At 37.9% G+C, this 12,283-nt stretch carries 9 protein-coding genes and 1 other annotated feature; of the genes, 6 read left to right on the forward strand and 3 right to left on the reverse strand.

The window, feature by feature from the left end; genetic code table 11:
- The first annotated feature begins 50 nt into the window (after window positions 1-50).
- The 3 genes from AC1DFT_RS06960 to argF all read left to right on the forward strand — a co-directional run bounded on the left by AC1DFT_RS06960 (window position 51) and on the right by argF (window position 4,224).
- Window positions 51-1,949, forward strand: coding sequence for a DUF2207 domain-containing protein (locus tag AC1DFT_RS06960; RefSeq protein ID WP_477918471.1), 1,899 nt, complete (start codon window positions 51-53; stop codon window positions 1,947-1,949).
- An 80-nt stretch (window positions 1,950-2,029) separates the two neighbouring features.
- Window positions 2,030-3,118 carry a M42 family metallopeptidase gene (locus AC1DFT_RS06965; protein WP_477918472.1) on the forward strand — a complete coding sequence of 363 codons (1,089 nt, stop codon included), beginning with the start codon at window positions 2,030-2,032 and terminating at the stop codon, window positions 3,116-3,118.
- 140 nt (window positions 3,119-3,258) lie between these two features.
- Window positions 3,259-4,224: an ornithine carbamoyltransferase gene (gene argF / locus AC1DFT_RS06970; RefSeq protein ID WP_477918473.1), complete on the forward strand. Its 966-nt coding sequence runs from the start codon at window positions 3,259-3,261 to the stop codon at window positions 4,222-4,224.
- Between the two features lie 183 nt (window positions 4,225-4,407).
- Here argF and AC1DFT_RS06975 read toward each other — a convergent pair whose 3' ends face one another.
- From AC1DFT_RS06975 to sspI, 3 genes are all read right to left on the reverse strand, one after another.
- Complete coding sequence (locus AC1DFT_RS06975) at window positions 4,408-5,388, reverse strand: bile acid:sodium symporter family protein (RefSeq protein ID WP_477918474.1); 981 nt, start codon at window positions 5,386-5,388, stop codon at window positions 4,408-4,410.
- Between the two features lies 1 nt (window position 5,389).
- Window positions 5,390-6,784: an FAD-binding oxidoreductase gene (locus tag AC1DFT_RS06980; protein ID WP_477918475.1), complete on the reverse strand. Its 1,395-nt coding sequence runs from the start codon at window positions 6,782-6,784 to the stop codon at window positions 5,390-5,392.
- Window positions 6,785-6,965: 181 nt separating this feature from the next.
- Window positions 6,966-7,172 carry a small acid-soluble spore protein SspI gene (gene sspI, locus AC1DFT_RS06985; protein WP_477918476.1) on the reverse strand — a complete coding sequence of 69 codons (207 nt, stop codon included), beginning with the start codon at window positions 7,170-7,172 and terminating at the stop codon, window positions 6,966-6,968.
- Between the two features lie 92 nt (window positions 7,173-7,264).
- On the opposite strand from sspI, the gene AC1DFT_RS06990 reads away from it, so the two are divergent.
- From AC1DFT_RS06990 to pheT, 3 genes are all read left to right on the forward strand, one after another.
- Window positions 7,265-8,026: a TrmH family RNA methyltransferase gene (locus tag AC1DFT_RS06990; RefSeq protein ID WP_477918477.1), complete on the forward strand. Its 762-nt coding sequence runs from the start codon at window positions 7,265-7,267 to the stop codon at window positions 8,024-8,026.
- A 343-nt stretch (window positions 8,027-8,369) separates the two neighbouring features.
- Window positions 8,370-8,605 (forward strand) — a binding site (T-box leader).
- 210 nt (window positions 8,606-8,815) lie between these two features.
- Window positions 8,816-9,853, forward strand: a complete 1,038-nt coding sequence (pheS, locus tag AC1DFT_RS06995) for a phenylalanine--tRNA ligase subunit alpha (RefSeq protein ID WP_400785151.1) — start codon at window positions 8,816-8,818, stop codon at window positions 9,851-9,853.
- A 12-nt stretch (window positions 9,854-9,865) separates the two neighbouring features.
- Window positions 9,866-12,277: a phenylalanine--tRNA ligase subunit beta gene (pheT, locus tag AC1DFT_RS07000; RefSeq protein WP_477918478.1), complete on the forward strand. Its 2,412-nt coding sequence runs from the start codon at window positions 9,866-9,868 to the stop codon at window positions 12,275-12,277.
- The last annotated feature ends 6 nt before the right edge of the window (window positions 12,278-12,283 follow it).

Genomic DNA, 12,283 nt, shown 5'->3' on the forward strand with positions numbered 1-12,283 from the left:
ACATTTGAGCCGTAAAAATAACAATACATGTTAGAATGGCGGTGGAATCTATGAAAGAGTTTCTATTATCAATTATATTAGTATTTCTATCACTTTCTTTTGGAATAGTAGCGGAAGCAAAGTCTTATTCTATTGAAAAAGTGCATATAAAGTCGTGGATTCAACCAAACGGGGATCTTTTAGTAAATGAAGTATTTACATATCATTTTGACGGATCCTTCTCTAGTTTGCGTCGTTCTTTCCCACTGGATCATGGGAAAAACGTAGAACAATTTTATGCATATGAGTTACCTCCATTTAACTTGGAACCAGGGTTTATTGATCAAACTATGATGACCCCCTTGCAAGTGTCGAAAGATAACAACACTTACTATACGAACATAGATAAACCTGATCAGCAGGTATCGTTTTTATATACATATACGCTTAAAAATAGTGTCATTGCTTATGATCAATATAACAAACTGGATGTTGTCTATTTTGAAGAAGGGGAAGCACATGACCAGAATTACTTTAATGTAACGATTGATTATATTTTCCCGGAAACAGTTGAAACAAATAGATTTGAAGGAGTTTTATATAATAAAGCGAAAGTGGAAACAGGAAAAAATAATATTGGTATTCKATTTAGCACTCATATTTCCAAAGCCTATACCGAAACGAGGACGAGTTTAATATTTCCTGCAGACCTAATTACATTAACCGGAAAAACCAAAGCATCATTATCCTATAAAGATGCTTTGGCTAATGAAATAGAAGAGCAAAAAAAATGGAATAAAAAACTGTCCTATATGGATTCACTTATCTCATTCATACCGAAAGTCGCATTTGTAGTGTTAATCATCATTCTATGCTTCCTATTTTTCTTGCCACAAAGACATTTTTGGAGAAAAGGACATAGTGACGAAGTTTTAAATACGGATGTATTGTATTTGTTTTTTGTTGATAAATGTGGAAAACCGCATCCTAAAGCCTTTCTTGCAGGTCTCTTCTCATTAGCGGAAAAAGGAGCAGTAAAGGTTAGACAAGCAAAATCCGCATTTCGTTTTAAACACTATCCGAAAGCTCCAGAAGAAACTTTGGACTTCCAGCTTACAAATGGAGGGCTGGCGACATCAGTATTTGAAAAACATATGACAGGTTGGCTATTTACAACTAGAAGTGGCTCTAGAAAGTGGGCATTTCATTTACATGATGCTGCAGGGGCTGCAAAAGATAATAAGAACTCCAAATTCTTTCATAGCAAAATAAAAGTATTTAAAAAGAAACAAATAGAGTGGCATCAATTAGTAGAAAAAGAGCTTGAAGAGGCGGGAGCTATTAATAGTAAAATTCCTTTACTAATCATAACTTTTGCTACCCTTATAGTTTCACTGATTACTATGTTCGCTTATTATGCAAATGTACAAAGCTATTTGGCCATTGCTTGTATAGCTGCATTTACGATTGTTTTCTTAGTTATACTTTGGACAAAAAAACGTTCAACATTATTTTTTAGTATATATGCTGTGTTATTATTTTTCTTTACTCTTTCCATTGGAAATGACGAAATAGTCGATTTGACTGTTGGATTGTTATTGCTGATTGTCATTTTATATTCAGTCGTACCTAGAAATATTCTTTCGATGAATGCAGTACGCGCAAAAGATGCAGTCCGTTTCTATCGAAAACAATTAAAGGATGGGATACCAACTAATTTAAATAATATTGAACAAGAGAAATGGATAGTTAGAGCTTATTTACTGGGAAAGAAAAATATGGATATTTCACTTGAAGAGGTCTCTATTCCACTTGCTACACTATTACTAGCAAGTTCAGACCCGATAGATTACGTTACAAAATCTTGGTGGTGGACAAAGGTTTATTCTTCATCTGATGGAGGAGGTTCTCACGGGGGAGGTTCATCTGATGGTGGAGGAGACGGTGGCGGTGGAGCGGGAGCTGATTGATGTATTTCATGTTCAAATTTTGAAAACGTCATTAATTTAGAATATAATTAAATCGTAGATATATTTAGGAGGTCGAAATAATGCCGAAGCTAGATGAAACGTTAACGATGCTAAAGGAATTGACAGATGCTAAAGGGATTCCTGGAAACGAGCGAGAACCGAGAGAAGTGATGGAGAAGTACATCGCACCTTTTGCGGATAATATTGAATACGATAATTTAGGAAGCCTGATCGCGGAAAAAGTGGGCGATGCAAATGGTCCTAAAATTATGGTAGCGGGACATTTAGATGAAGTTGGTTTTATGATTTCTAAGATTGATGACAAAGGATTTTTAAGCTTCCAAACAGTTGGTGGTTGGTGGTCGCAAGTAATGCTTGCACAACGAGTAACAATTGTAACTCGTAAAGGCGATACAATTACCGGTGTTATCGGTTCAAAACCTCCTCATATTTTAACGGCTGATGCTCGCAAAAAAGCAGTGGATGTAAAAGATATGTTCATCGACATCGGTGCCTCTTCTAAAGAAGAGGCAATGGAATGGGGAGTATTGCCAGGAGATATGGTCGTACCGTACTTCGAATTCTCTGTTATGAACAATGAAAAATTATTACTTGCTAAAGCATGGGATAATCGTATTGGCTGTGCCATTGCAATCGACGTATTAAAAGGATTGAAAGATGAAAAACATCCGAATATTGTCTATGGTGTAGGAACTGTTCAAGAAGAGGTTGGACTACGTGGTGCTAAAACTGCTACCGTAAAAGTAAATCCAGATATCGGTTTCGCAGTGGATGTCGGAATTGCAGGAGATACACCTGGAATTACAGCGAAAGAATCGACTAGCAAAATGGGGGCAGGTCCTCAAATTGTGTTATTCGATGCTTCCATGGTATCCCATAAAGGTTTACGTGATTTTGTTGTAGATACTGCGGAAGAAAATGGTATCCCTTATCAATTTGAAATGATTCCAGGTGGAGGAACAGATGCAGGTTCTATGCACATTTCCCTAAACGGGGTTCCTGCATTATCCATAGGTATTGCAACTCGTTACATTCACTCGCATGCAGGAATTCTTCATCGAGATGACTATGAAAACACGGTGAAATTGATCTTAGAAGTAATTAAAAAATTAGACCGCGATGCAGTGAATAAAATAACCTTTGATTAATATAAATGTCTAGAAGAGCAAATACATGCTTTTCTAGACATTTTTTATTTTTACTTTTGTATAAAAATTCAGTTGACTTAATGTTTATACATTTATATAATAAACATTACATAAATATACGAGAAAAGGAGTTTTTATAAATGAAATTATTAGAATGGGCGAATTTAAAAATGGTTGATAGTTTAAAAGGAAAAGACTTATTGACGCTTTTTGATTACTCAAAAGAGGAAATAGCAGATTTAATTCAGCTTGCAGTTGACCTTAAGAAGTTAACAAAGGCAGGGAAATGCCCGCCACTTTTAGAAGGTAAAACACTTGGAATGATTTTTGAAAAACATTCGACGCGTACAAGAATTTCCTTTGAAGTCGGTATAAAGCAATTAGGCGGAAATGGTATGTTTATGCATGCACGTGATTTACAGATTGGTCGTGGGGAATCAGTTTACGATACAGCGCATGTATTATCAGGATATTTGGATGGGATTATGATTCGTGCAAACTCACATGAAATGGTAAAAGAATTAGCAGAGCATGCAAGTATTCCTGTCATTAATGGTTTAACAGATATTTACCATCCTTGCCAAGCGCTTGCGGACATTTTAACTATTCATGAAGTGAAGGGCTATACGAAAGGATTGAAGATTGCCTATATTGGTGATGGGAATAATGTCGCACATTCATTAGTTATCGCTGCTGCAAATATGGGAATGCATATTGCCGTCGCAACTCCAGTAGGATATGAGGCAAATGAAAGTATTATTGAAAAAGCTAAAGCGATTGCTTTAGAAAACGGTGGCTCGTTATTCGTGTCGAATGATCCAATAGAAGCTGCTGTGAATGCGGATGTTGTTTATACAGATGTTTGGACATCTATGGGGCAGGAAGAGGAAGCTAAAAAGCGCTTAGCGGACTTTAAAGAGTTCCAAATCAACGATGCACTTGTAGCAAATGYGAAGAGTGATTATATGTTCTTGCATTGTTTACCTGCTCATCGTGAAGAAGAAGTAGCAACTTCTGTTATCGACGGGCCAAACTCATACATTTTCCAGCAAGCTGAAAATCGTTTGCACGCACAAAAAGCGGTGCTTGCTTCTGTAATGGCTTGATGAACAACAAAATGTGACGGCAGGGTGTGCCTAGCAATTTGTAGAATATTGCGATGTCGATCGTCAAGATGGACGGCTTCATCGCTACATAGGAAGAGTGATCGGGAGACGCTGAATCACTCTTTATTTAATTTTTTTCAAAAAGAAAAGGACCTATCTTTTAGATAGACCCATTGCAAATGATTACACTTCTGAAACCTTACTATTTGTTTGGACTGCTGTAGTTTCTACACTGTCTTTTACAGGACGTTTTGACCAATAAGTAGCTAAAATTGGTCCAGAAATATTATGCCAAACTGCTCCAAGAGCACTTGGAAGGGCAGCTAAAGGTCCTAAGTGAGCTGTTGCTAGTGCGACACCTAACCCGGAATTTTGCATGCCTACTTCGATAGAAATCGCGCGACGATCTAATTCAGAAAGTCCCATTAACTTTGCTGCATAGTAACCTAGTAATAAGCCCGTCCCATTGTGTAAGAATACTCCTATAAACACTAAGAAACCAGCGGAAGCAATATTATTTACATTACCAGCCACAACTGCTGAAACAATGGTGATAATTGCCAAAACGGAAATAAGTGGAACAATATTTAAGCTTTTCTCTACAATATTCGGCAATAATTTTTTCACAAGTAATCCAAGAACTATAGGAATAATGATTACTTGAATGATGGACATGAACATTGATACAGCATTCACTGGCATCCATTGACCTGCTAGTAACAGTAGTAACAACGGTGTTAAAAGTGGTGCCAGTATTGTAGAGAAAGATGTCATCGTAATAGATAGTGGAACATTTCCTTTTGCTAAATAAACCATCACGTTGGAAGCAGTTCCTCCAGGTACAGATCCTAAAAGAACAAGGCCAGCTGCTAACTCACTTGGCAATTGTAATAGATAAGCAATGGTAAATGCAGCTAAAGGCATAATGATGAATTGTGCTAAAACCCCGAAAATAACAGGTTTTGGATGAGTTAAAATTAGTTTAAAGTCCACCGCTTTTAGCGTAAGACCCATCCCGAACATAACGACACCAAGTAAAATAGTAATATATTTACCGAATGGTAGGAAGGTATCGGGGATTAAAAATGCGATTACAGCTACTGCGACTACTAAAAATGCAAAATACTTTCCTGCGAAATTACTAATAGACTCTAATACTTTCAATTTATTCACCTAAACTTTCTATTTTTACGATTTTATTTGGATTTAAAATATTGTTTGGATCAAGCGCTACTTTAATTTTTTCCATTACTTGTAATGCGGCACCATGCTCAGCAGCTTGGTATTTTTGCTTTCCAATACCTACCCCGTGCTCACCAGTACAAGTACCATCTCTTTCCAGTGCGTATTGAACGACTTTTTCATTGAATTCATCTGCCTTGGCTACTTCTTCTGGATTATTCATATCAATCATCAATAAGGCATGGAAGTTACCATCTCCTACATGCCCAAGAACTCCTCCGATAAGACCGATTGCATCCAGTTCTGTTCTTGCATAAATGACTGCATCTGCTAGTTCTGAAATAGGGACACATACATCGGTCACCATCATTTTTTTACCAACATTCCCATGAATATAAGCGTAAGCTAGGTTATGTCGTGCATCCCAAAGCTTTGTACGGGCAGTGTTATCTGTTTCGAATTGAATTTCCGTACAGCCGTGATCTTCCATTATTTCTTGTGTAAATTCCACGTCTTGTTTTAAGCCTGCCTCGTTTCCGTCGAATTCCAAGAAAAGGGTAGGGCTCTCTGCATAGTCCGTTTCACTAAAACGATTTACTTGTCGAATGGAGCTTTCATCTACCAGTTCAACTCGAGCAATAGGTATACCAGCCTGTAAGATAGATGTAACAGCTTCAACGGCGTTTTTCACAGTAGGGAAGACTGCTCTTGCTGCTGTCGTAAACTCAGGAATACCGTATACTTTTAATGTTAATTCGGTGAAGCATCCTAGTGTTCCTTCCGAACCAACGAAAAGTCCATTTAAATGAAATCCTGAAGCTGATTTTGCAGCTAAATTCCCTGTATGTATAATTGTACCGTCAGCGAGCACAACTTCTAAATCACGTACTTGATCACGCATTACGCCGTACTTGACGGTGGTCGTACCACTTGCATTTGTAGCCGCCATTCCACCTAAAGTCGCGTCCGCTCCTGGATCTACAGAAAAGAATAGTCCATATTTCTTTAATTCTTTATTTAGTTGTGTTCTTGTTACGCCTGGCTGTACTTTTACAAGTAAATCATTTTCACGAACTTCTAAAATTTTATCCATCAATGAAAAGTCAATGGTAATACCGTTGTCGTAAGGGATGATATGTCCTTCTAGACTTGTACCTCTTCCAAATGGCACTACGGCAACTTGAAGTTTGTTTGCGACTTTCATAATGTTACTTACTTCTTCTGTTGTTTTAGGAAATACAACAATATCTGGGAGACTGATCTCATGGTAGGACTCATCTTTACCATGTAGTTCTCTTATTGTTTGATTAACCGATACTTGACTTTCCTCTAAAAATTCTTTCAACGTTTCTACTACTTGTTCTGTTGATACTGTCATTTCAATTCGCCTCTTTATAAAAATATAAGTATATGTTTTATTAGAAATCTTCGTTCAATTCTAATAGGGTAATTATACAGATAATTCGACAAATTGCAATTGATACTTTATGAATTTTTTCACAAACTATTTTAAAGATAAAAACAACCCGTGAAGAGTAATATTTCTTCACGGATTGTTTTTATTTAAATGCAGTTGCGATTTCGTTTAATACTGTATTTCGTTTTGTATCATCCGCCATTTTCCACCATTTTTCAAAGATAACACCTAGACCAGGTAGAAGATGTTCTTCTCCTCTTTGAACAGCATCTTCTACTACATCTCGAATATCTGTTGCTGAATTACCTTTTAAATTGTTAGAAATCGCTTCTCTAATTTGAAAATCCATTTTTCATCACTCCTCGTAATTATCTTTTCCAAACTCTCGCAAGCTATACATGATTTTGTTACACTTAAAAGAAAAAAGGCGGTTACCCATAAATGAAACGAATCGAATCTCCCCAAAATTCCCTTGTGAAGCATTGGAAAAAATTATTAAGTGTTCGAAAGGAACGAGATAAATCAGGTGAATTCATTATAGAAGGTTATCACTTAGTCGAAGAAGCGATTAAACAAAAAGAAAATGTGCTTACCATTATGCTAAGTGATACGAGTGAGATTCCTGTAAACTGGGACGTAGACAATTTAGAAATCGTTGAAGTAAATGATGTAATTAAAAAAGAACTTGCCGAAACGGAACATACGCAAGGAATATTTGCGCACTGCAAACAGCAAACTATAGACGAGCAAGTACAATCGAAATGGAACCGTTTGTTATTAATAGATGCTGTCCAAGATCCTGGCAACATCGGCACAATGATTCGCACAGCAGACGCTGCAGGAATTGACGCAGTTATTTTAGGGAAAGGTTCTGCAGATGCATATAACTCTAAAACATTACGTTCTGCACAAGGTTCTCATTTTCATATTCCTATTGTAAAAGGGGATTTACATGAATGGGTCGACGCATTGAAAAATCGACAAGTGACCGTTTTTGGTACAGCATTTGAAAATTCCACTCCTTTTAACGAAGTGACAAAAAGTAAAAGTTTTGCATTAATCGTTGGAAATGAAGGAAGCGGCATTAACAAAGAGCTATTAGAGCAAACTGACCAGAATATTATTGTGCCTCTTTTAGGACAAGCCGAATCTTTAAACGTAGCAGTAGCAACAGGAATTCTGTTATACGGATTAGCATTATAGGATGTAGATGAACAATATTATTGCGAGTTAGCGATTGATGTCTGTTACAGGGAGAATGCGTCGCTACCATAGTCGTCTCAGCTCAAGTAAACTTGTTATTATAAGAAATGATTGCTTTCACCGTCAATTTGGTTGCTCTCGTGCGGATTTAGTTGCTTTCCGAACAGAACTGGTTGCTTTCAACGCTCGATTAGTTGCTCTTATCCATTTATTGGATTTATTACGTTTGCTTACGACGCATTATCCCAAGTATGTGCTACATTGTGACCTATTAGCGCAACATAAAATAAATCACACTTGATGAAATGTTTAAAACTTCGTATAATAGTATATAATTTGATATATAAAAGCTGTCATCGGGAAAAGTATATATGATGTTTCGAAAAAAAGGAATTTTACACCTGGACTGAAAGTGTAAATAGAGAATGCATATAGAAGTTCACCCCGCTAGCTGCCACCGGGACCAGTCATTGACTGTAAAGGTGTGCCGGTGTAGAGCCGTTAGTCGAATTGAGTGATTGCACATTTTTATCGTGCAATAATCAGGGTGGTACCGCGAAATTAGTCCTCGTCCCTTTTATAGGGGCGGGGTTTTTTATGTTTCATTTTAATTAGCTAAAAGCATGCTGATTGAAATGAAACAGCCTCCGGCGGATGTCACAGATTTTGTAAAGGAGTTCATCGAGGCGAGCTCGATGCAAAATCTAGACGCACTGTTTTCTGCGACGAGCTTTGCGCAGGAGCAAATACGCCAAGGCGAATTTGTATGAAAAGGAGAGAATATCGAACATGGAAGCACAACTTCAACAGTTAAAAGAAGAAGCATTACAAAAAATTGAAGCTTCTCAAAATGTCAAAGAATTAAATGATGTGCGTGTTGCATATTTAGGGAAAAAAGGACCGATTACCGATTTACTAAAGGGAATGGGGAAACTTCCTGCAGAAGAACGTCCGAAAATGGGAGCACTTGTAAATGTTGTTCGTGAAGAAGTAACAGAAGTACTAGAAGCTCGCATGACGTTACTTCAAGAACAAGCGATTCAAGCGCAACTAGAAAAAGAATCGATTGATGTGACGCTACCAGGTCGTCCTGTGAAAACTGGAAATCATCATCCGCTAACTCGCGTAGTAGAAGAAATTGAAGATTTATTCATTAGCATGGGTTACGAAATTGCGGAAGGTCCAGAAGTTGAAAAAGATTACTACAATTTCGAAGCATTGAACTTACCAAAAGGGCACCCAGCTCGTGATATGCAAGATTCTTTCTACATCTCAGAAGATATTTTACTTCGTACACATACATCACCTGTGCAAGCTCGTACGATGGAAGCAAAAGAAGGCAAGCCGATTAAAATTATTTGCCCTGGTAAAGTGTACCGCCGTGACAACGACGATGCGACGCATTCACACCAGTTTACACAAATCGAAGGGCTTGTTATTGGTGAAAATATTCGTATGAGTGATCTAAAAGGAACGCTTTCTGTATTTGCAAAGAAAATGTTTGGAGAAGACCGCGAAATTCGTTTACGCCCAAGCTTCTTCCCATTCACAGAACCATCTGTTGAAATGGATATTTCTTGTTTCAAATGTGGCGGCAGTGGCTGTAACGTTTGTAAGAAAACAGGTTGGATTGAAATTTTAGGTGCTGGTATGGTGCATCCAAACGTTTTAGAGATGGCTGGATATGATTCGAAAAAACTTTCTGGCTTTGCATTTGGTATGGGTCCAGAACGTATTGCAATGTTGAAATATGGAGTGGAAGATATTCGTCATTTCTATACAAATGATGTGCGTTTCTTATCGCAATTCCACCGAACAGAAGTGTAAGGAGGAAATGATATGTTAGTTTCTACGAAATGGTTAGCAGAATATGTAAACACACAAGGACTTGATCCAAAAGATTTAGGGGAAAAAATTACTCGTTCCGGTATCGAAGTTGATGCAGTAATTGATCGTTCTCATGGAATGACAAATGTAGTAGTCGGTTATGTGAAGGAATGCGTCAAGCATCCAGAAGCAGATAAATTAAATATTTGCCAAGTAGACGTAGGAGAAGAAACAACACAAATTATTTGTGGAGCTCCAAACGTAGCAGAAGGGCAAAAAGTAATCGTTGCACGTCCAGGAGCAGTACTTCCTGGTGGTGTGAAGATTAAAAAAGCAAAACTACGCGGAGAAGAATCAAATGGAATGATTTGTTCCCTTCAAGAGCTTGGTATTGAAGGAAGATTAGTACCAAAAGCGTATGCTGAAGGTATTTATGTGCTTCCAGAAACAGCAACTCCTGGGGAAAGTGCACTTACACTACTTGGTTTAGATGACACGATTCTTGAACTTGGCTTAACACCAAACCGTTCAGATGCGCTAAGCATGCTAGGTGTTGCTTACGAAGTTGGGGCTATTTTATCGGAAGATATGAAATACCCAGAAGCAACGTACACAGAAAGTAGCGAAAAAGCTTCGGATTACTTAAGCTTACGTGTTGATGCAATCTCTGAAAATCCTATGTACGTAGCAAAAGTAGTTAAAAACGTCCAAATTAAAGAATCACCACTTTGGTTACAGCAACGCCTAATGGCTGCTGGCGTTCGTCCGCATAATAATGTAGTCGATATTACAAATTATGTATTGATGGAATATGGCCAACCACTTCATGCTTTTGACTATGACCGTTTAGAAACAAAAGAACTTGTCATTCGTCTTGCAAATGAAGGAGAAAAGATTGTCACACTCGATGATCAAGAACGTACACTTAAATCGACTCATTTAGTCATTACAAATGGCAAAGAGCCAGTTGCAATTGCTGGTGTTATGGGCGGAGCAAATTCAGAAGTGCATGATGGCACAAGGACTGTTGTTATTGAATCTGCTTATTTCGCAGGAGGGTCAGTTCGTCAAACGTCAAAAGACCAAAATTTACGCAGTGATGCAAGCGCACGTTTTGAAAAAGGTGTAGATCCGAATCGTGTTATTTTAGCGGCAGAACGTGCGGCAAGTCTACTTGCTGAACTAGCTGGTGGAGAAGTTCTAGCGGGATCTGTTGTTGTAGATGAATTAGACAAAACACCTGTTGAAGTTGTGGTGTCTCCTGATTTTATCAATAATCGTTTAGGGATGAAAATTTCTTTAGAAGACATGACTTCTATTTTAACAAGATTAAAATTTGACCACCAAGCGGCAAATGGTTATTTATATATTAAAGCACCGACTCGTCGTCAAGATATTAAAATTGAAGAAGATATCGTCGAAGAAATTGCGCGTATGTATGGATACGATGAAATCCCAATGACACTACCAGTGGAAGAATCTAAACCAGGCGGATTAACATCTTATCAAGCAAAACGCCGTCAAGTTCGTGCTTACTTGGAAGGTGCAGGCCTATATCAAGCAATCACATATTCTTTAACATCCAAAGAAATGTCTCAAAAATTTGCACTAGAAACTGCACCGGTAACAGAGCTATTAATGCCGATGAGTGAAGAGCGCAGCACACTTCGCCAAAGCTTGATCCCGCATTTACTAGATGCAGTCACGTATAATACTGCTCGCCAAGCAGATACAGTTGCTCTTTATGAAGTGGGTTCTGTTTTCTTAGGCGAAACAGAATCAGGTCTCCCTCATGAACAAGAACATTTAGCGGCAGTCATTGCTGGTAAATGGGTGGATCATAGCTGGCAAGGCGAGAAAAAAGCGGTTGATTTCTTTGTACTGAAAGGAATCGTCGAAGGATTAATGGAGCTACTTGGTCATTCAAATGAACTTACTTTTGAACGTGCAGTAGTTGAAGGATTACATCCGGGGCGCACAGCTTCTATTAAACTTGCTGGAGAAGAAATTGGGCTGATCGGGCAATTACATCCATCAGAACAAAAAGCGCGTGACTTGAAAGAAACGTATGTAGTGGAATTGAATTTAGCAAAAGTTCTAAATAAAGAAGTCGAAACATTATACTATGCTCCAGTTTCTAAATTCCCATCGATCACACGCGATATTGCATTAGTAGTAGACAGCGAAAAAGCGGCTGGGGAACTACAAGCAATTATCCAATTATCTGGTGGAAGATTATTAAAAGCTGTACATCTATTCGATTTATACGAAGGAGAAAAAATGGAGCCGGGTAAAAAATCGGTTGCATTCTCTCTAACTTATTTCGATCCAGAACGTACACTGACTGACGAAGAAGTTGTAAATGCACATAATAAAGTATTAAAAGCTCTTGCAGAACAAGCAGGGGCGGAGTTAAGAGGATAATATAAA

This window comes from Psychrobacillus sp. 05T411 (assembly GCF_056396485.1).

Bases quoted from the DNA above. Each gene is read 5' to 3' on its own strand.
- AC1DFT_RS06965 (WP_477918472.1), top strand. From the start codon at position 2,030: ATGCCGAAGCTAGATGAAACGTTAACGATGCTAAAGGAATTGACAGAT.
- AC1DFT_RS06980 (WP_477918475.1), bottom strand. From the start codon at position 6,784: ATGACAGTATCAACAGAACAAGTAGTAGAAACGTTGAAAGAATTTTTA.
- sspI (WP_477918476.1), bottom strand. From the start codon at position 7,172: ATGGATTTTCAAATTAGAGAAGCGATTTCTAACAATTTAAAAGGTAAT.
- AC1DFT_RS06990 (WP_477918477.1), top strand. From the start codon at position 7,265: ATGAAACGAATCGAATCTCCCCAAAATTCCCTTGTGAAGCATTGGAAA.
- pheS (WP_400785151.1), top strand. From the start codon at position 8,816: ATGGAAGCACAACTTCAACAGTTAAAAGAAGAAGCATTACAAAAAATT.
- pheT (WP_477918478.1), top strand. From the start codon at position 9,866: ATGTTAGTTTCTACGAAATGGTTAGCAGAATATGTAAACACACAAGGA.